We start from the raw sequence: 19,338 nt of genomic DNA, 5'->3' as shown, positions 1-19,338 counted from the left end.
TTTGGCACTTATGATCTTACAGCCACGACCGCCGGGAGGCATTCAGGTTTGAACGCCCTCAGCATTGCAGGCAGCTGGAGCAGAAGCTGCCGAGATCTTCGAACGCGACATGGCGAATGGCCTGCAAGCTGAGCTTTGTCATGGTGAAGCCCTTTACTCAGATAGGTGTGCTGCGGCCCGCGCCGTCAGAACGTGTTCGAGATCCTTCAGCGCAGCAGCGGCTGTGGCCAGAGGCTCCTTGCCGGATCCGATCGCGATCGTTTCCCCCATCGCGTCGGTGACGATGCGGATTGCCTTGTCCTTTCCGCGAATGTTCGCGAATGGATCGGAGAGAGGATAGGCCTTGATGCCAACGGCGGCGCTAAATGTGCCGTCAGCCCGCGTGAGACTGCCGACAAGTTTTGGAACGAGCCCCTCCCTGCGCCATGCCTCGATACGCTCGCCGGACACCGACTGAATACCCTCGACGGTCAGGTCATTCATCGTCAGGTCGGCGTCGAGGCCGAAATTGGCGAGGATCAGCAGCTTGCAGGCGGTATCCCACCCTTCCGTGTCGTTTCGCGGATCGGTTTCGGCAAAGCCGCCGAGCTGCGCCTCGCGCAAGGCAGCGTCAAAGCCGATCCCACGTGTCATCATGGCGTCGAGCAGGTAGTTGGTCGTGGCATTTAGAATGCCTTCGACTTTGAGCACCGTGCAGCCCTTGAGGCTGTGATCAACGAGATCGATCGTCGGCAGGGCCGCCGCCGCCGCGCCGCTGAGCTTCAGGAGGGCGCCCGATCTTCTCGCAAGTTGGCGAAGTTCTATTCCGCTGTGGACGAGCGCACCCTTGGATACGACGATCGTGTCACGCCCGGCAGACAGGGCAGAACGAATGTAGCCAAGCCCCGGGCCGCCGGTACGAAAATCGCTCGGGCCGGCTTCGATGAGAAGATCGGCTCCGCTCGCCTCTATGAAAGCCGGACCGGAGAGACCATCCTCAAGCGCGCCGAGCTGGTCTTCTCCAAGACCGCGATCGTCGCTTAAGCCGGCCCGGGATCCGCAGGCCGCAACCAGGCGGATGTCGACCCCATAGACTTGGCGATAACGCGCGCGCCGCGACAGGAGAAGGCTCGCCGTGGCCCGACCCACGCCCCCGAACCCTGCAATCGCAACCCTCACCGTTCGCATTTGCATACACTTTCACCGCTATTTTTGCATGGACGCTTTGCCGAACGGTTCCGGAACGGGCTGGACATGCAACCGGCCGCGGCCGGACATGTCATTGCCCTGTACCTGCTCGGACAGCCGTTCATTGTCGCGCTGACGCACATCATCTGCGGCCTCCTCCACATCGAACTCAGCATACCCCAGCGCCCGCAGCCCTTCCGCTCCCATCATGTAGGCGGATTCTACCGTTTCGCGGATCTGGTAGTCGACCCCAGCCCGGATCAGTTCCACCGCATGGGCGCGATCAAAGCTGCGCACCAGGATCCTTGCCTGCGGGAACTCGTGCTGCGCCAATGTCACGATCTGCATGGCAGCTTTGGGGTCATCGATGCAGATCAGCAATGCCTCGGCCGATCCGGCTGCCGAATGTCGCAGCGTGTCGAGGCGGGTGCCATCACCGAAAAAGACCTTGAAGCCAAACCGTCCTGCTTCGCGGATACGATCGGGATTCATATCGATCACCGACAGACTGACGCCCTTGGACAGCAGCAATTGCGATGCGATCTGCCCGAAGCGGCCGAACCCGATAATCAGCACCCGTCCATGCAGATCGTGCGCAGCCTCGACGCCTTCCATCGATGCCTTGCTTCTCAGCAAGCTTTCGGCTGCGATCATCAGTATGGGCGTCAGGGCCATTGAAAAGATCACAACGGTGGTGAACAAGGCATTTTCCCGCGCGTCGATCACGCCCCCGCTCGCCGCGGCTGCGTAGAGAACAAAAGCAAATTCGCCGCCCTGCAGGAACATCGAGGTGCGATGCAGCGCCTGATGACCGGAACTGCCAAACGCGCGCGCGACCCCATAGACCACGGCTCCTTTGGCAATGATGAAAGCGATCAGCATGGCGAGGAGAAGCGACCAGTCTGCGAGAACGACCGCAAGGTCGAGCGACATGCCGACGGCCATGAAGAACAGCCCCATCAGCAGGCCGCGAAAAGGCTCGATATCAGTCTCGATCTGATGCCTGTAGCTGGAGCTCGACAACATGACACCGGCAAGGAATGCGCCCATTGCCATGGAAAGGCCAACGACTGCCATCAGCAACGCGGCCCCGAGCACGACCAGCAGTGCACCTGCCGTCATCACTTCACGCGTCCGCGTTTTTGCAAGCAAGGCAAAAAAGGGGTTCAGGCCCCACTTCGAAACGGCCAGAAGAACCAATAGCGCGCCAAGCGCCATGAGCACATCGGTCCAGCCCGATTGCCCCTGCGACAGGGGTGACATAAAGGCGACGACCGCCAGAAGCGGCACGATCATCAGATCCTCGAAAAGGAGAATGGAGACAGATTTCTGACCCTCGGCGCTTGAGATCTCCCCACGGTCCTGCAGGACCGACATGATGACGGCTGTCGATGAAAGAACGAAGCCCGCGCCGGCAATAAAAGCCACCGGGCCGGACAGGCCGAAAACCAGCATTCCCGTCAGCGCAAGGCTTGCGATCGCAAGCGCGACCTGCGCCAATCCCAGTCCGAAAATCTGCCCACGCATCGCCCATAGCTTGAGTGGGCGCAATTCAAGCCCGATCACGAACAGGAACATTACGACGCCAAGCTCGGAGAAATGCAGGATGGACAGCGTGTCGGTAAACAGGCCAAGCAATGAGGGGCCGACCAGCACACCGGCAGCAAAATAGCCCAGCACTGACCCCAGACCGAGCCGCCGAAAAAGCGGCACTGCGACAACAGCGGCTCCCATCAGGACGATCGCAGGTCCGATTGTCTGCCCCAAACCCACTTCAGCCAATCATTCACCTCCCGATTTGTCAGCTTGACCAACGGGACCAGCCGATTGCGCAATTTTGCCCCTCTTGTCGCACTGGAATTCGCCACGCAGCCAAGAGCAGTTGGGGGACCGCCTTCAAGCCAAGCGTTTGCTTAACTTGCAGGTCGTTCGCTGCCGGTCAATTGAGCGCAATTCGTAACGCTGCGGAGATTGCCTGAATAGACCCGTGGATTGCAAAAGTCTGTCGCGAATAGAGGAACGCCGAACCTCTCGCTGCTCCGACGAAATTCTGCGAACTAAAGAAACCCAATTCCAATCTGTTGGCCGCATTCGTGCCTCAGCACATACAGCGCCCTTCTGTCCGGAACTGCTATTGCGCAACAGGCAAAGCCTACCATCGTTCTCGTTCACGGCGCATTCGCCGACCCGTCGAGCTGGAACGGCGTGATTACCCGACTTCAGCAAGACGGATACAAAGCCGTTGCGGTTGCCAATCCGCTGCGCAGCGCCTCGAGCGATGCGCGTCTCGTTTCTGATGTTGTCGACGGGATCGACAGACCAGTGGTTCTCGTCGGACATTCCTATGGCGGCCAGGTTATTTCAAATGCCGCGAAAGGACACGATAATGTCAAATCGCTCGTCTACGTGGCGGCCTTCGCACCGGACGCTGGAGAAGCGGCGGCTGACATGGCGGACAAGTTTCCAGCTGGTACGCTCGGGGAAGCGCTGGCCTCCGGTGAAGCTGTCTGGAGGCGGAGTCGATCTCTACATTGATCAGGAAAAATTTCACGAGCAGTTTGCTCACGACGTACGAGCCGAAGCTGCTACGCTGATGGCAGTTGGCCAGCGGCCGATCACCGAAGCCGCACTAACAGAAAAATCTGGTGAACCTACCTGGAAATCTCTGCCCTCTTATTTTGTCTATGGCGATGGCGACAAGAATATACCTGCCAAGGCGCTTGGGTTCATGGCCGACCGTGCGGGCTCGAGGCGCACGGTCGTCGTTGAAGGGGCGTCGCATGTGGTCATGGTTTCAAAACCGGAGGTTGCGGCGGATTTGATCGAGGAAGCCGCGAAATAAATGGCACTGATCAGAACGCAGCTCCCGGTACATGCTAGGATGTGTGCAAAACAGAGGAGGACGACTTTGTGGCTGTCAGGCCAGAGGAAAAATCCAGTCGTTGACGATCATTTACTGCCGACACATGAAACTCTACCGTTGCAAGTCAGCTACGGGCGGGTTGCCAAACATGCTTTTGTACTCCCGGCTGAACTGCGATGGGCTGACGTAGCCTACCTCATAAGCGATATTCGATACGTTGGCCGAGCCACTGGCCAGAAGCTTGCGAGCTTCCAGAAGACGGATATGGCGTTGAAAAGCGAGTGGGCTGAACCCGGTCACGCCCTTGAAGTGACGATGAAACGACGTCACGCTCATTCCCGCGGATGCTGCGAGATCAGGAATATTGACGGCTTCGTTATGGTTGGAAGCGAGCCAGTCGGCGGCCATCTTGATCTGCTGAAATCTCTCGTTTCGCTGACCGATCTGACGCAGCGTATCGCCCATCGGACTCTGGAGCAGGCGGTAGTAAAGTTCACTCTCGTAATGCAGCCCGAGTATTCCGATGTCTTCCGGAGTGTGCAATAGGCCTACAAGCCGAGCCAAAGGCTCGCCCACCGGACCGCTCAGATCCCCTGCTGCCACGGCGCAGGTCCAACGATCTTCCTGTTTGGGCATATTGAGCATGACGCGGGTAAGCAAAGCGGTATCGAGGTGAAGGCTGATCGCGACGTAAGGCTGATCCGGCGTGGCGGCGGTGAACTGATGGAGGAAGGGCAGACCAAAAGATGACGCAGCGCAAGCACCTGCCTCCAACTCAAAGCGATTGGCGCCCATGATAAGCAGCTTAGTCCCACGCAGGACCGCATAGAGCATGGGTTCAAAGACGGCTGGCGTGGGTAAAGTCGTTACCGTGCTCGTCCAGACCGTCAGACGCGGGACAGGCGTCTCAATCCCGGCCACTCCTGTGCGTCCGGCAACAATAGAAGCAACATCGTTTAACAAGCGATCTGTTATGTTTCCAAAGGGGCTCATTCCCGAAGACATTAGAGATTTGGTAGGATCAGGCAAGCCTCTGGTGCGATCGTGGATGTCGATTTTGACCCGACTCCTTATCTAGAGGCCGGAAGGAAAAGAATATTAACCTTCCGGCCCAGATCCGGGCACTTCAACCGTACAGCATGAGGATGTAAGATGATTGATCTCAAGGGAAAGCGCGCACTCGTCACGGGAGGCTCGCGCGGTATTGGCGCCGCAATCGCGCAGGTGTTGGCCGAGAACGGCGCCGACGTGGCAATCACCTACAACAGATCGCCTGAGCGCGCGGACTCCGTCGTCGCTACCATTGAAAACCTGGGTCGTCGGGCGCTGGCCGTACACGCCGATGGTGCCGACACAAACGCTGCAAAACGGCCCGTGAGTGAGACTGTTGGAAAGCTGGGTGGCTTGGACATTTTGGTGAACAGCGCGGCCATCGGACTGGCCGGACCGACAGCTGAGCTCGACCTAGAGCAATTTCAGTCTCTCATGGACGTCAACGTGCGCGCTCCTGTCGCTTTTTCGAAAGCTGCTATCCCGCACTTCGCCAAGGGTGGCCGCATCATTTCGATCGGTTCGGCCCTCGGAGATCGCGTCCCCTTTCCAGGTGTGACTGTCTACGCAATGTCCAAGTCAGCGTTGCACTCGTTCACGCGCGGTTTGTCGCGGGAACTTGGGCCGCAAGGTATAACTATCAATTTGGTCTCGCCGGGATCAACCGACACCGAGGCAAACCCGGCTGACGGTCCAGGTGCTGATTTCCAACGAAGCCTCTCGTCGATAGGGCGCTTTGCAGATCCCCGCGAAATTGCGAGTGTAGTAGCATTTCTCGCGAGCCCGGGCGCAGATATGATCAATGGCGCAACCTTGACCGTGGATGGCGGCGCGAACGCTTGATCAAGCCTGGTGAACCGTTCAGCGCTTGTCGTTTCCGGGGAAGACGTCAGTTGACTAACGCCTGAAACGCGAAGGTTTGCCATTATCCATAGGGGTGGAATGAAACCGAACAGACGCGCGGACGAACCGGCCCCGCGCGTCGAATGTTGCTTGCATCACCTCAACCATGAACTACGGGATGCCGGTTAGCCACGGTCATCCCACGTTGCTCGAACTCCTCATATTCTCCGACCTTATTACTGTTCGCCGCACTACATCTCAGCCGGGAGCAAATTTGGCGTGGTAAACGTTAATCTCCGGGCGATGATGACTGGTGGGCAGTCCTTGTCACCGATTGCTATCCAGAATATTCTCCAAGCCCTGGTCCCAGTACGGTTGATGCCCAAATCGATCGAGAAGCCAGTCGATGAACACCCTCACCTTCGGCGCCAGCTCACGGGAACTCGGATATAGCGCCCACAGCGTCTGGGTTGAAACGAGCGGGTATTCGGGAAGGGCCGGCACGAGGGCACCAGATCGGATCTCGTCCGATGCGCACCAGGTGGCCATCAAAGCGATGCCAAGCCCGGCAGACGCTGCATCGCGCACGGCGCTGCCGTCATTGATGCGGAGGCTCGGGGAAACATGCCGTTCGATCACCTCTCCATCTTTCCCCCGGAAAGTCCACAGATCGAGCGTGCCGACGACTAGGCACGAATGTTTCGCTAAGTCATCTGGCGTGTTCGGCCGCCCGCGTTGCTCGATATAATCCGGCGACGCAACCAGCACCCGATTGTCCGGAGCAAGCCGCCGGGCGACGAAGGAAGAGTCGCTAAGCTCCGTATACCGGACCGCCACATCGAAGGCACCCTCGACGAGATCGACAATGCTATCCGAGATGCGCATATCGAGCGCCAGTTCGGAATATCGCCTGCAGAACTGCGGCAAGCCGGGCACAATATGCATCCGCGCGAACGAGGCCGGAGCCGCCACCCGCAGGGTGCCGCGCGGCGAAGCCTGCTCTCGTCCAAGCGCTGCTAGGGCGGATTCTGCCGCATGCACAACTTGTTCTGCATGGGGCAGGAAGGCGAGGCCGTCCTCGGTCAAGGTCGCTTGGCGCGTTGTGCGATGGAGAAGCCTGGCGCTGAGCTTTCGCTCGAGTGCCGCCAGTCTGGCGCTGGCTCCCGCCGGCGTGAGACCCAAGTCGCGAGCGGCGGCACTGATGCTGCGCAGTTGGGCAATACGTACGAGCAGGCGCAAATCGTCGACGTCCATAAGAGTGCTTTCAAAGGTTTGTTGAAACTGATCCTAAAACGTGGCCGCTACCAAAAGCAATCTCGCCAAATCAAATAGCAACATCGAGTCGGCGCCATAACCTGTGGGACCGTCAATGCTCCACCTGATGAAAGGATATTGTCATGACCAACACAATGAAGGCAGCCGTCCTCACCCATTTCGGCGGCCCGAACGCGTTCGAACTGCGCGACGTACAAGTTCCCGCGGTGGGTCCGCGCCAAGTGCGAGTGCGGGTGCATGCCACCGCCATCAATCCGCTTGATTACCAGATCCGCCGCGGCGATTACGCGGACTACGTGCCCTTGCCCGCCATCATCGGCCATGACATCTCGGGCGTGATCGAGGAACTGGGCGCGGAGGTTCACGAGTTCACAGTCGGTGATGAGGTCTATTACACGCCGAAGATCTTCGGCGGTGCCGGCTCATATGCCGAGCAGCACGTCGCCGACGTCGAGCTCGTCGGGCGAAAGCCCCGTAATCTAACGCACCTTGAGGCGGCGAGCCTCACGCTCGTTGGCGGAACGGTTTGGGAGGCGTTCAACCAGCGCGCACAGCTGAAGGCCGGTGAAACGATCCTCATCCACGGCGGAGCTGGCGGCGTTGGCACGATTGCGGTGCAGGTAGCCAAGGCAATTGGCGCACGGGTGATTACGACGGCGCTCGCCAGAGACCACGACTTCGTGCGCTCGCTCGGTGCCGACGAGGCGATCGACTTCACCGCGGAAGACTACGTGGAGGCGGTCGGCCTGCTGACCGGAGGGGAAGGCGTGAACGTCATTTTCGACACGATCGGCGGTGATACGCTCACACGAAGCCCGCTCGCGCTAGCGGATACCGGACGCGTGGTCAGCCTGGTGGATATCGCGCAGCCGCAGAACCTCATCGAGGCCTGGGGCAAGAACGCAGCCTATCATTTCGTTTTCACCCGCCAGAACCGAGGCAAGCTCATTGCGCTCACGGATTTGGTTGAGCGCGGCTTGGTCAAGCCCGTGATTGGCGCCACGCTGCCGCTCGCCCGCATAGGTGAGGCCCACGAGCTGTTGGAAAACGGCTCCGCGCGGGGCTTGCGCGGCAAGGTCGTGATGGACGTGTCGGGCGAGGCGAGTGCCTAACTCGACACCTGGAGCATGGCGCGGACGGTCGAGGATCAACCCGGCCGTCCGTCTAAGGAAGGAAAGAACGATGAATATCGCCCCATCGCCGGCCGAGAACGCCGTCCCGCGCCCTTTCGGCCGCGGCTACGCGTCAATGTTCGCGCCCGAGAAGTTGACAGTCGGGGTCTATTTCCCGATTGAGGCTTTCGACGGTCCCGCGCCGGCTATGCACAACCAGATCGAACTCGCCCAGCAAGCCGAGCGTCTCGGCTTTGCTGCGCTGTGGGCGAGGGACGTGCCGCTGGACGACCCGAGCTTCGGCGATCTTGGTCAGATCTACGACCCTTTCGTTTGGCTCGCAACGATCGCGGCGCGCACGTCCACCATCGCGCTCGCCACGGGCGCCGTCATTCTGCCGCTCCATCACCCGATCGATGTCGCCAAGGCGGTGGCGTCGCTCGATCGACTATCCGGCGGGCGTTTCGTGTTCGGCGTCGCGTCGGGCGACCGCCCGGTCGAGTACCCGGCATATGGCCGTGACGCGGACCTGCGTGGCGAACTCTTCCGCGAAGCGTTCGATTACGTGGAGGCGTTGCTCACAAGGCGTTTTCCGGTCCACGCGTCTGCGCACTATGGGCGGCTCGCGGGCGGCGGCGATCTCGTGCCCAAACCTATCTCGCCCCGGCTGCCCACCCTTGTTACCGGGCAAAGCCAACAATCGCTGGACTGGATCGCGCAGCGTAGCGATGGCTGGCTCACTTACCCGCGCGACGTAATTCAGCAGGAGCAGGTCGCCTCGCGTTGGTGCGAAGCACTCAACCGTCTCGGACAAGGATTCAAGCCAATTGCTCAATCGCTCTACGTCGACCTGGCCGCAGATCCGGATACGCCGCCCGGCCCCATCCATCTCGGAGTTCGGGTGGGCCGACGGGGGCTAGCCGACCTATTGGACGACCTGCGCTCAAGTGGGATCAACCACGTCGCACTGAACCTCAAGTTCAGTCGAAGACCGGTAGCCGATGTTCTCGATGAGATCGGAACTGAAGTCATTCCGCATTTCAGCATCGGTGCGCAATGAGCAAGGCGGGAGTAGTCAATGAACTTGGCACCTTCTCCAATCGGATGCCTATGGAACCTCTTGAGAGAGTTCGCCTGTTGAGCATCAACAGATTGACAGCCCGGTGATTGTTCAGGCGCAAACAGCTGAACCGCACCGGGTTGCCGGAGGCCATTTCGTTTAGGTTATGCGGCCATGGCTGGCGCATCCAGCCGTACGTGCGGCTTCGGCTGGGGGGATGTTGCCGATGGGCTCCAGAAGCCGTCGATGGTTGAACCAGTCGACCCACTCCAGGGCGGCGAATTCAACCGCTTCGAAGCTGCGCCACGGTCCGCGCCGATGGATGACCTCGGCCTTGTAGAGGCCGTTGATCGTTTCGGCGAGGGCGTTGATGCTCCTATATCTGTCAAGGTCCAGAAAGCTGGGAAGTGAACGGCGCGCAGAGATATCGGTAGTCCCCTCGCAGCAGGGAACACGGCAGTTTGAAACTCCTCTTTCATTCCAGACATACGCTACCCCATTGTGGGAGGAGGCGCGCCATAGGTGAAATCCGAAATCCAGAGCCTGTGCGGCGCAGGAGCCCTGAACTGGCGGTTCACCCGATCAAGGGGCTGGGAGCCGTCTTGTCCGGATCGGCTTGCCCCGGATGATACCCTGAAGACCCAGTCTATCGGATGAGCCGGGCGACGGTGCAGCGGGCTATATCCCGCTTGAATTGCCGCCAGCCCCTGCGCACGCCGTAGACGCGGAAGTTCGCCTCGAAGACGCGGCGTATCTCGATCTTCAACGCAATGTCGCTGCGGGCGGACTGACAACCGGTCCAGGGCCAGGCGCTTGTCAATGTTTTCGTAGTAGGTGGATGGGGTAATCTGCAGCAGTCTACAGATCGGCTCGACCACGAATACCGAGGGGTGTCCGTCGATGGAGGAGATCACGGCTTCAATGGGCGGTCGAACTCCGCCATCGCGAAATAAGCGGACACTTGCACGGTATCTCATTGGCCTGCCGAAGCTCGCGGGTCTCCCGCTCAAGAGCCTTCATCTTCTCGGCGACTTCGTTGGGAGCCCAGGCCGAGGAACCATCGTCCACTTCCGCCTTCTTCACCCATTCATTCATCGTCTCCGCCCAGCGGCCGATCTTGGCGGCGATCGAGGAAGCCGCTGCCCATCGCGAGGAATATTCGCCTTGGGGATCCAGAACCATCCGCACTGCTTGGGCGCGGACTTCCGATGAAGTTTGTTGGTTGTCTTGCTCATGTTGGCTCCACTTTCTCAGAAGTTGGAGCCTCCGGCAAATCGGTTCGATTCAACTTTCAGACGTCAGCTCGCGTTAAGCGGACGGCTGTTTGATCGCGTCATCCTCACCACCTCAAGCTGAAGCTGCTTGAGCGATGCGTACGAACACATTCAGTCGTCCACGTCCAAGCCGATGGCTTTCAAAGCTTTGTTGAAACTGATCCTAAAGCAGAGCTGCTACCGAAAGGAAACGCTAGAAGTTAAGTAGGAGCCATCAAGACGGCACCATAGCATATGACCTCCGTCATAGCTCTACTAGTGCTCAAAACAGACCGGGCGACGATCGCATCGGTACAGATCAAAAGAGGAAAGCATAATGACCGTAAGAACTCGAACAATTGTTGCCACTACTGTATTACTGGGCAGCTTGGCAGTCCAGACGACACTTGCCACAAGAGCTCGCGCCCTCGAACCAATTCCGGGCAGCATCACGTATCAGGGCCAGCCGAAAACAAAACTGCAAAAGTCTCCTGTTGGAAGCATCTTCTCCCACAGCTTCTCCGCAGGCGGCGCACGCTATGAGGAAACCTACAAGGTTAAGGAAGATCGATCGTTGGATCTAGTGAACCGTAGGCGGTTGAGCAATCGATAGTGCCGATCACCGTGCATGCTGCAGAGCCCTCGGCAAACCCGGCTCGTTAAGACGAGCGGCTTGCCGAGGGCAGGTTCTGCAACAAAGCGTGTCTGAGGCGGATGGGGACAACCCTAGGCCTCGCGAAACGCTTGCACGCGCTGCGGCAGCCGGGATCCGTGTTTGCCTGTCTGCTGTGACAAATTCGGCGTTCAGCGCGCGCTAACCCGAAAAATGCTGCTGCACTCCCTTCAAGAAACGAGGATTAAAATGAAAGCGATGATACTCAAATCTTTCGGCGGCCCGGAATCGTTCGAGCTTTCCGAAGTGCCCAAGCCCGTTCCGCAGGCAGGACAAGTCCTGGTTCGCGTCCATGCCACGTCGATCAACCCCCTGGACTACCAGGTTCGGCGCGGCGACTATCGCGACTATGTGCCGTTGCCGGCCATTACCGGTCATGATGTTTCCGGCGTTGTCGAAGCCGTCGGTCCAGGCGTGACGGCGTTCGCTCCGGGACACGCAGTCTGGTACACGCCCCAGATCTTCGACGGTCCGGGAAGCTATGCCGAGTACCACGTCGCGAACGAAAACATCATCGCGAAGAAACCCGCCTCGCTTAACCATCTCGAAGCGGCAAGCCTGAGCCTGGTCGGCGGGACGGTGTGGGAGGCCCTCGTCGGCCGCGCCGCTCTGCGCGTGGGCGAAAGCATCCTGATCCATGGCGGTGCCGGCGGCGTCGGTCATGTGGCGATCCAGGTTGCGAAAGCCATCGGCGCCAAAGTCTTCACGACCGTACGCGAAGACAACTTCGAATTTGCGCGTAGTGTCGGCGCTGACGTCGTCATCGACTATAAGCAAGAAGACTATATCAGCACTATCATGCGGGAAACGGATGGTCGCGGAGTCGATGTCGTGTTCGACACGATCGGCGGCGACACATTGGCCCGCAGCCCGGACGTGCTCGCACAGCTTGGTCGCATTGTCTCGATCGTGGATATCGCACAGCCGCAGAACCTGATCGAAGCCTGGGGCAAGAACGCAAGTTATCACTTCGTCTTCACCAGACAGCACCGCGGTAAACTCGATGAGTTGAGCACCCTGGTCGAGCGTGGCCAGCTGCGGCCGCACGTTGGCGCTGTCTATGCACTCGCCGATCTCTCTCTTGCCCATGCGCTGCTCGAGACCCCGAACAACGGTGTCCGGGGCAAGATCGCGATTGCAGTCGATCCGTTGGCTGGCACGACGCGCGCAGGTTCGTAAACCCCCTCAAACCCAAAACTAAAGGTGCAAACATGATTTATGAGATCGCCGTGCTGCCCGTTCACAAGGAGCAAATCGAAGTGTTCAGACAAGCATTCGCCGAAGTGCTTCCGTTGCTCGGCCGCGCGCAGGGGTACCGAGGCCACGTTCTGGCCCAAGGGATCGAAATGCCGGAAATATTCAACCTGATCGTGCGTTGGCGCTCGCTTGAGGATCACACGCCGGGCTTCGACGCGAGCGAAGACCACGAGGTGTTCATGAAAGGCATACAGGACTATTTTTCCGACGAACCGACGGTCTATCATGTCGAAGGAACAGCTTTTGCCGCAACCGGACATGATGATGGGGATGCCGCAGCAACATAGGCAACGCCGCTCAACAGAGGAACGTGCGGATCTCAACGACGCAAACCGCCCAGCATATCGATGATATAGCTGAACTGATCGCGCCGCAGGGGCGCTTCTGCCTGATTGATGATCCGCCGGGCTTCGACATTATGAAGTTCAAGCGCAAGGCATCCAAACAAAATTTCGCGCGCAGTCGACGATGGAAGGATTCGAACAACCGCTACTCAAAACCTTGGGGTGATCAATGCGGCAAACCTGAAGAAGGCTCACGAGCAGCTCGAAAGCGGTTCGACGATCGGCAAGGTCGTGCTCGAAGGGTTTGCGTGATCAAAATCTGGCGGCGCGCCGCTCGCGCAGCCAGTTGGCACCAATGAATGGAAGTACCACCTGGACAAAACTTTCTGATCATTCAGAGAGTCCGGTCGTGCACAGTTAACGACAGGTCTGAACGTTTCAGTTCCAACATCTCGTTCAATCGATAAAAAGGACCAGTTCAGTTCCATAAATATGCTTGCGCCTCAAAAGCTAGTTTGCCCGGCGGCTTAAGACGGTGGTCGCACAGGGACCGCGAGGGTCGCCGGTTCATTTCCTCTCAAGGCGAACGGCGCCGCCTCTCAGGTGCGCGCGAATTCTAGCAGCGGCGCGATATCATGGTTGTCTGCTGCGCGAAGGGCTGCGACGTAGCGAGTGCGCAGTTCACCGACATCGGCCAGAGTTCCGCCACCCCAACTGAAACGCTCGCCGCCAAGGCGTTCGATCAGAAGATCGGCCGCCAATCGAGCGTGACGGCCGTTTCCATTCGGAAACGGGTGTATTGCGACCAGGCGATGGTGGAACCTGACCGCTATCTCGTCCGACGGAAATGCCTCATGCTCACCCCAATAGCTGACGTCGCCTAACAGGCTCGCGAGCTCCACTCCGATACGGTAGGCTTGGACGCCGATGTTGCGCTCCGTCGTTCGGAAGGTGCCGGCCCATTCCCAGACGTCGCCGAACATCCGCTTGTGCAGTGTCCGCATGAAGTCCTCGCTGAGCATTCGCTCAAGCGATATGCGCCGGCGACCGCGCGCCCAGGCCGCACCCTCGACGATGTTTTCCTGCTCCGCCTCGTTGAGATCACGGCGGTGCGTGATCCATGTCTGAAGCAGTCCCTCGCGCTCATGCGGTTCAAGGGGTGTTGCGTCCTCAGGCTCCTGAAACAGGTCCGTCATGTCTCGTTCCAGAGGTCGCGCTCGGAGAGCCTGTCGCGAATGTATGCCTGGACGCGGGATTCGAAGTCCGCCTCGTCCGTGCCTTGAGCTTCGAGCCGCATCGTATGCGCGACGCGCTGAAGCTCGCGCGTTGCGATTTTCCTCGCGCGCGCTTCGATGACAGTCTCAAGTGAACTGTTTGGAACGAGGGCGTAGACGAGGGTACAATCCAGCGCCTCAGCTGCGCGACGTAAGGTATTGAGTTGGATGGTGCCTGCGGCTTCCGACTTCTCGATGGCTTCAACACTTTGAGGTCGCACGCCAATGCGCGTGCCGAGCTGCGCACCCGTCATCCCGAGTGCGTCGCGTAGCGCACGCACCCATCCTTTCGGCGGCGCCTTGAAGCGATCAATCGGTTGAAGTGCTCGAAGTCGTTCATCGAGGCGCAGGCGCCCCCTCTTTCGACTGTCGCTCTTCATCCATTACCCTCAGACTGTAAGCTGATCATGAGACAATAAATATCAGAATACAGACTGATTATCAATCAGATTACTCAGTCTGAAATATGATTATGAGATTGAAAATATCAGGCTTTAATATGTTAATCGATCATCTAAAATCAGGCTGTAGTCTGTCTTATATCGTTTCACTCGAATGACTCCAAACAGCGTGATCCTATTTTGTTCTGTGCTATAACAGTCTCGTTCGAGTTTTCAGTGAGGCGAAACCATGTCCAGGCTTTTCGCAGTCATTCGGAACGATCGACGAGATCGTCGCGTATTTTGGCGTTGACGATCCGTCGGCGATCAGCTTACCGACAGAGACAGTCGTGGGGAGCCCGGGCCTGATCGTTATGAGAAAGACGGTCGACGCCTATTCAAATCTATGCCCTGGGGATTCCCACTCCGGCTTCAGGGCATGAAACCTGACTGCAAACCCAAGCCTGTCAACAGGTGATGTCACGTTGTTTCATCAATGCCCGGACAAGGCTTTTTGTCTGACCTCAGAATGTTGCGCCGGCCGCGGCATTCCACTGCGCCATCGCGCGGATCCGATGAATGTGGACGGCGAGGGCGGAGCGTTTCTGGTGCGGCGGGATGAAGAGATTTCGGACTGCCGAAAAGACCGAGATGAAACCGTTTTCGAAGTGGCACGTGAGAATTCTCCGCGCGATTGTTCAGCCCCTTGTGCGAGCAATGTTCGACAGCCGACATCACGTCGCGTCTTGCCGCTCCATATGAGCGCAGCTTGTCGGTGACGATCCGCTTCGGCGCCAAGCCTTGCTTCTTCAGCAGCCTGACCAGCAATCGCTTGGCAGCGTGGGTATCACGCCGCGCCTGGACGATCTCGTCGAGAACGTAACCGTCCTGGTCAACGGCGCGCCAAAGCCAATGTTTGCGGCCCCCGATGGAAATCACGACCTCGTCCAGATGCCAGATATCCTTTCGCGACGGCTTCTTTCTGCGCATCTGCTTGGCGTAAGTCGCGCCGAATTTGCGGCCCCATCGCCGTATCGTTTCGTAGGACACGACAATGCCACGCTCCAACAGCATTTCCTCGACCAGCCGCAGGCTCAAAGGGAACCGGAAGTACAGCCAGACCGCACGGGCGATAATCTGCGGTGGAAAGCGGTGGTTCTTGTAGCTGATGGTCGGTTCGCTCATCCCCGCCAAATTATCCGCCGACCTTTAAGCCACTGACAACGTGACGTCACCCCTCTGGCGCCTTGCAGCAGTTCAGGGCATCCTATGATGACTGAAAATTGTGTTTATGGCAGTTGGAGGAAGGCCGATGCGCTGCTTCACCGTGCTTGGACCCTCGCAGACCGGAAAATCGACAGTCGTGGAAAAGCTCGGCTCCCTGGAGGGGACGCCGAGAAAATCCAGCTCCCCTTATGGATTGAACCTCACAGAATTCACCTTCGGAAACGAGGCGTGGTGTGCATTGGATGCGCCAGGACCGAACGAAGCGTTGGCGCATGCACAGCACGCGCTTCTTGCCAGCGACGCCTGCATCCTGTGCGTTTCATCGGCACCCGAGGAGGCTGTGCTCGCCGCGCCCTATCTGCGGATAGTCGAAGCCTCGGGGACGCCTTGCATCCTCTTCGTCAACCGGATGGACGAACCGCGAGGGCGGTTGAGGGACGTGATCGCCGCGCTTCAAGACTACGCCAATCACGCCCTTGTGCTTCGCCAGATCCCGATCCGCGAGGGGGACAGGGTCATTGGCAGTTGCGATCTGATTTCGGAACGGGCGTGGCGCTACCGGGAAGGCCACACTTCGGCACTGATCGCAATCCCCGAAAGCGCCGCCGAGCGCGAGCACGAAGCGCGCAGCGAGCTCCTGGAACACCTGTCCGAATTCGATGACTGGCTTCTCGAGGAACTGATCGAAGATCGCGAGCCACCCAGCGACGCACTCTATGCCATTTCATCGCGGGTTCTCAGGGAAAACAGGATTATTCCAGTCCTGATCGGTGCCGCAAGTCACGGAAACGGCATGATGAGACTGATGAAGGCGCTGCGCCACGAGGCGCCGCCGGTGGGGGTTGTTCGGCAGCGTCTCGCTCATACGGGAACTGTCGATGAAGGCAAGCTGGTGGCCGTGAGTTTCCATGCCTATCATCGCCAGAATGTCGGTAAGACAGTCTTCGTGCGCGCACTTGGCGAGGGACTACGGCAAGGCGCATCACTGGGCGGCTCCAGCCTCGGCGCCGTACAAAATCTCGCAAACGGGCGGTCAAATTCGGCGGTTCTGCCTGCGCCGGGGGATGTCTTCGCAACGGTCAAGTCCGACCACCTGCCCGTCCCTTCGCTGTTGACCTCCGGCGCGGTGGTCGCCCCGCTTGAGTGGACGGATCCACCCACGCCGATGCTTGAAAGGATCCTAGTTCCGGGTAGCGAGCGCGATGAAAACAAACTTTCCGAAACGCTGGCGAAACTTTCCGAGTCGGATCGCGGTCTGGAAGTCTTGCAGGAGGAAGGCACGGGCGCTCAACTCGTCCGCGCCCAGGGGCCGGTACATCTGCGTGATCTCTGCCGAACGCTGTCCGATGTCTTTCATATCTCCGTGACCGACCGAACGCCCAGCCCAATCTACCGCGAGACGATCGCGAAACCATCGGAGGTTCATTACCGCCATCGCAAACAGACCGGCGGTGCCGGGCAATTCGCGGATGTGAAGTTGAGCATTCACCCCAACGAGCGCGGCCAGGGCTTCACCTTTGGCGAAACCATCAAGGGCGGCGCCGTTCCGCGCAATTACATCCCTGCTGTCGAAGCGGGCGCGCGCGAAGCGATGGAGAAAGGACCGCTAGGCTTCGAAGTCATAGATGTCGGCGTAACGCTGTTAGATGGTCAGCACCACACCGTCGACAGTTCGGAACACGCCTTCCGGACTGCGTCGAAAATGGGGGTGCGACAGGCGCTTTCCGAAGGATCGACCGTGTTGATGCAGCCGGTCTTCCGCTGCGAGTTCCACATCCCGTCGGTCTTTTCAGGCAGCCTTGTCCAGATCGTCTCCGCTCTCAACGGTCAGGTTCTCGGCTTCGACCGTGATGAAACCGCCAAGGGATGGGACATCTTCCGGGCGCTCGTTCCGGGTGGCGCACTTAACGATCTGGCGCGGGCGCTGCGCTCGGCGACGCAGGGCATTGGTTATTTTTCCAAGACCTTCGATCACTTCGAGGAACTATACGGCAAGGAAGCGGACACCATTGTGAGGGCAAAAGAGAAACCAGGCACCGCACACTGAAACGTTCGCGCCACTTCATGCTCGTTCCCAGAGCCGGGCTCACGCCCGCCCTTACCTGCCTGGAACGTTTGCAGTTGTAGTAGCACAGGCCCGCGGTTGGGGCTTGCTTCGGGGATGGTGTGCTGGGTACTTGATCAGTTCGCCGATGGCGATCATGTGCCGCTCTTGAACCTTGCCCTCCCGTTCAACGCAATCTATATTCTGTTCAACACAGGAGAATCTTATGGGTACCCAACCACGAACTGCTGCGGAAAGCGAAGCGAAAATCGCGTTGGCCCGCAATAAGCTCGTACTCGAGCAAGCGAAGGCCGTCGGTCTCCTTGGCACGGCGAAGAATACCCGCTTGTCAGGGCGAGTGCCGTCGGAGTTGATCGAGGCAGCCAAGAAGCGGGCCCATGTTACCTCCGACACCGAACTGCTGGAATTGGCCCTTTCACGGCTGGCTCTCGAAGACGACTTTGGCGCGCGTCTGGTGGGCCGCAAGGGCCGCATCCCGACGGATATCGATCTTGGGATTTGATCTCTCTGAAGCCCTCCGATCACTAAAGCCCCAGAAGCACGCCGGGTCGCTCGAGCGCAGGCCCGACGAAGATCTTCCTTGGGTTGCCGACGAGCCGGCAATCGGAGGGCCTCTGTTCCTGGATACCAGCGTCTATCTGGATGTGCTTCAAGGGCGCTCGCCGGTGGAGGTCGATAGGCTGATTACGTATCGCCTATGCCACCATTCGGCGGTCTGCCTGTCTGAGCTGACCCATGCCTTCGGCCGACTGGACCCCAAGCACGCCTCTACAAAGGCGGTGCTCGAAACGATCGCGGCGACGGTCGAAGACATTCCGGAACACCGACTTCACGCTCCAGATGCGGCCATCTGGGGACATGCCGGCGTGTTGGCGGGTCTGCTCTTTCGCTTGAGCAACTTGCCAAAGGGGGAGGGACATGAACGCCGCTTCGTCAATGACGCCATGGTTTTCTTGCAGGCACGGCAGCTGGGTGCGAGCGTGCTGACTGGCAATGTTCGCGACTTTGATTTTCTCGCACAGATCATACCGACCGGTCGGGTCATCCTCTATCGAGCCCCAGTGGAGGCGCCATCATCATGAAACGCCGAATTCTCACCGTCGGTCGCTATTCTGCACGAACAGGAACAGTTGGGGCAGGCGCCGGCAATAGATGTCATGCCCGCAGCATACGCAGGCATATCTTGCGTTTTGTGGAGGCCGGCTTGATGCGGTAGAGAGTAGGATCCGTCTGGATTACCGCCGGCGCGATCACGCTAGCCGGAGAGGATATAGAGGCCTACTCAGCAAAGGCTGGCTTTTTCAGCAGCTGGAGAAAGTGAGCGGTAGGCCGACGGTTCGAATTGGCACAAGACCACGGATTTGTAGTGACACCCATATGGCGCTGTTTGGCGGCAGAAGAGCAGAAGAGACGAGACCTTGCATTTGTTCCGCGGGCGGGGCTTAAGGGCTGCGGGACTGCACGTAGACAGGGCCGGAAAGCTGACGTATGGCGGACGCAGGAGTCTTGTGAGGCGCGAGGGAACGACATGACAGACCTGAACCAAGCGTTGCCC

The 19,338-nt window shown here is 59.0% G+C and carries 14 protein-coding genes, 4 pseudogenes and 1 other annotated feature; of the genes and pseudogenes, 10 read left to right on the top strand and 8 right to left on the bottom strand.

Annotation, left to right across the window (positions count from 1 at the left end; translation table 11 throughout):
• Positions 1-153 precede the first annotated feature (153 nt).
• Together GR198_RS33275 and GR198_RS33270 are read right to left on the bottom strand one after the other, a co-directional pair.
• Entirely contained in the window at positions 154-1,128 is a 975-nt protein-coding gene (locus GR198_RS33275; protein ID WP_312876860.1) for a homoserine dehydrogenase, read from the bottom strand.
• Between the two features lie 57 nt (positions 1,129-1,185).
• Positions 1,186-2,901, bottom strand: coding sequence for a monovalent cation:proton antiporter-2 (CPA2) family protein (locus GR198_RS33270; RefSeq protein ID WP_113543163.1), 1,716 nt, complete (start codon positions 2,899-2,901; stop codon positions 1,186-1,188).
• A 342-nt stretch (positions 2,902-3,243) separates the two neighbouring features.
• Between GR198_RS33270 and GR198_RS33265 the strand changes: the two are divergent.
• Positions 3,244-4,009: pseudogene (locus tag GR198_RS33265) on the top strand (alpha/beta fold hydrolase).
• 132 nt (positions 4,010-4,141) lie between these two features.
• Here GR198_RS33265 and GR198_RS33260 read toward each other — a convergent pair.
• A complete protein-coding gene (locus GR198_RS33260; protein WP_246711149.1) occupies positions 4,142-4,993 on the bottom strand; it encodes an AraC family transcriptional regulator in 852 nt (283 codons plus the stop codon).
• Positions 4,994-5,182: 189 nt separating this feature from the next.
• On the opposite strand from GR198_RS33260, the gene GR198_RS33255 reads away from it, so the two are divergent.
• Positions 5,183-5,923: an SDR family NAD(P)-dependent oxidoreductase gene (locus tag GR198_RS33255; RefSeq protein ID WP_113543151.1), complete on the top strand. Its 741-nt coding sequence runs from the start codon at positions 5,183-5,185 to the stop codon at positions 5,921-5,923.
• Between the two features lie 327 nt (positions 5,924-6,250).
• Here the strand turns inward: GR198_RS33255 and GR198_RS33250 are convergent, their stop codons facing one another.
• Positions 6,251-7,177, bottom strand: coding sequence for a LysR family transcriptional regulator (locus GR198_RS33250; RefSeq protein WP_017956998.1), 927 nt, complete (start codon positions 7,175-7,177; stop codon positions 6,251-6,253).
• Between the two features lie 143 nt (positions 7,178-7,320).
• On the opposite strand from GR198_RS33250, the gene GR198_RS33245 reads away from it, so the two are divergent.
• Together GR198_RS33245 and GR198_RS33240 are read left to right on the top strand one after the other, a co-directional pair.
• Entirely contained in the window at positions 7,321-8,310 is a 990-nt protein-coding gene (locus GR198_RS33245; RefSeq protein ID WP_113543150.1) for a zinc-dependent alcohol dehydrogenase family protein, read from the top strand.
• Positions 8,311-8,380: 70 nt separating this feature from the next.
• Positions 8,381-9,370 (top strand): LLM class oxidoreductase, encoded by a 990-nt coding sequence (locus GR198_RS33240; protein ID WP_113543149.1) that lies wholly within the window; start codon positions 8,381-8,383, stop codon positions 9,368-9,370.
• Between the two features lie 164 nt (positions 9,371-9,534).
• Here GR198_RS33240 and GR198_RS36415 read toward each other — a convergent pair.
• Positions 9,535-10,605 (bottom strand): annotated as a pseudogene (locus tag GR198_RS36415) (IS3 family transposase).
• Positions 10,210-10,326, bottom strand: a sequence feature (AL1L pseudoknot). It overlaps the preceding pseudogene by 117 nt.
• 880 nt (positions 10,606-11,485) lie before the next feature.
• Between GR198_RS36415 and GR198_RS33230 the strand changes: the two are divergent.
• The 3 genes and pseudogenes from GR198_RS33230 to GR198_RS33220 form a co-directional block, all read left to right on the top strand.
• Positions 11,486-12,475 carry a zinc-dependent alcohol dehydrogenase family protein gene (locus tag GR198_RS33230; protein WP_113543147.1) on the top strand — a complete coding sequence of 330 codons (990 nt, stop codon included), beginning with the start codon at positions 11,486-11,488 and terminating at the stop codon, positions 12,473-12,475.
• A gap of 32 nt (positions 12,476-12,507) precedes the next feature.
• Positions 12,508-12,840, top strand: a complete 333-nt coding sequence (locus GR198_RS33225) for an antibiotic biosynthesis monooxygenase family protein (protein ID WP_113543146.1) — start codon at positions 12,508-12,510, stop codon at positions 12,838-12,840.
• Positions 12,841-12,872: 32 nt separating this feature from the next.
• A pseudogene (locus tag GR198_RS33220) lies at positions 12,873-13,149 on the top strand (zinc-binding dehydrogenase); the annotation flags it as partial.
• A gap of 287 nt (positions 13,150-13,436) precedes the next feature.
• Here the strand turns inward: GR198_RS33220 and GR198_RS33215 are convergent.
• From GR198_RS33215 to GR198_RS33205, 3 genes and pseudogenes are all read right to left on the bottom strand, one after another.
• Complete coding sequence (locus tag GR198_RS33215) at positions 13,437-14,033, bottom strand: mobile mystery protein B (protein ID WP_164070360.1); 597 nt, start codon at positions 14,031-14,033, stop codon at positions 13,437-13,439.
• Positions 14,030-14,491, bottom strand: coding sequence for a mobile mystery protein A (locus GR198_RS33210; protein ID WP_164070359.1), 462 nt, complete (start codon positions 14,489-14,491; stop codon positions 14,030-14,032). Before GR198_RS33210 ends, GR198_RS33215 begins: the two co-directional genes overlap by 4 nt.
• Before the next feature lie 524 nt (positions 14,492-15,015).
• Positions 15,016-15,676: pseudogene (locus tag GR198_RS33205) on the bottom strand (IS6 family transposase).
• Positions 15,677-15,803: 127 nt separating this feature from the next.
• Here GR198_RS33205 and GR198_RS33200 point away from each other — a divergent pair.
• From GR198_RS33200 to GR198_RS33190, 3 genes are all read left to right on the top strand, one after another.
• Complete coding sequence (locus GR198_RS33200) at positions 15,804-17,765, top strand: elongation factor G (RefSeq protein WP_164070358.1); 1,962 nt, start codon at positions 15,804-15,806, stop codon at positions 17,763-17,765.
• 223 nt (positions 17,766-17,988) lie between these two features.
• Positions 17,989-18,285: a hypothetical protein gene (locus GR198_RS33195; RefSeq protein ID WP_062942065.1), complete on the top strand. Its 297-nt coding sequence runs from the start codon at positions 17,989-17,991 to the stop codon at positions 18,283-18,285.
• Positions 18,275-18,865, top strand: a complete 591-nt coding sequence (locus GR198_RS33190; RefSeq protein WP_164070357.1) for a type II toxin-antitoxin system VapC family toxin — start codon at positions 18,275-18,277, stop codon at positions 18,863-18,865. The genes GR198_RS33195 and GR198_RS33190 overlap by 11 nt, the downstream gene beginning before the upstream one ends.
• Positions 18,866-19,338: the final 473 nt, after the last annotated feature.

Origin of the sequence: Rhizobium leguminosarum, from assembly GCF_010668065.1 — a bacterium.
In the GTDB taxonomy this organism is placed as follows: domain Bacteria; phylum Pseudomonadota; class Alphaproteobacteria; order Rhizobiales; family Rhizobiaceae; genus Rhizobium; species Rhizobium leguminosarum_S.
This window is presented reverse-complemented; position numbering and strand designations above follow the sequence as displayed.

Coding starts and splice junctions, on each gene's coding strand:
- GR198_RS33270 (WP_113543163.1), bottom strand. CDS start 2,901: ATGGGAGCCGCTGTTGTCGCAGTGCCGCTTTTTCGGCGGCTCGGTCTG.
- GR198_RS33255 (WP_113543151.1), top strand. CDS start 5,183: ATGATTGATCTCAAGGGAAAGCGCGCACTCGTCACGGGAGGCTCGCGC.
- GR198_RS33250 (WP_017956998.1), bottom strand. CDS start 7,177: ATGGACGTCGACGATTTGCGCCTGCTCGTACGTATTGCCCAACTGCGC.
- GR198_RS33245 (WP_113543150.1), top strand. CDS start 7,321: ATGACCAACACAATGAAGGCAGCCGTCCTCACCCATTTCGGCGGCCCG.
- GR198_RS33240 (WP_113543149.1), top strand. CDS start 8,381: ATGAATATCGCCCCATCGCCGGCCGAGAACGCCGTCCCGCGCCCTTTC.
- GR198_RS33230 (WP_113543147.1), top strand. CDS start 11,486: ATGAAAGCGATGATACTCAAATCTTTCGGCGGCCCGGAATCGTTCGAG.
- GR198_RS33225 (WP_113543146.1), top strand. CDS start 12,508: ATGATTTATGAGATCGCCGTGCTGCCCGTTCACAAGGAGCAAATCGAA.
- GR198_RS33215 (WP_164070360.1), bottom strand. CDS start 14,033: ATGACGGACCTGTTTCAGGAGCCTGAGGACGCAACACCCCTTGAACCG.
- GR198_RS33210 (WP_164070359.1), bottom strand. CDS start 14,491: ATGAAGAGCGACAGTCGAAAGAGGGGGCGCCTGCGCCTCGATGAACGA.
- GR198_RS33200 (WP_164070358.1), top strand. CDS start 15,804: ATGCGCTGCTTCACCGTGCTTGGACCCTCGCAGACCGGAAAATCGACA.
- GR198_RS33195 (WP_062942065.1), top strand. CDS start 17,989: ATGGGTACCCAACCACGAACTGCTGCGGAAAGCGAAGCGAAAATCGCG.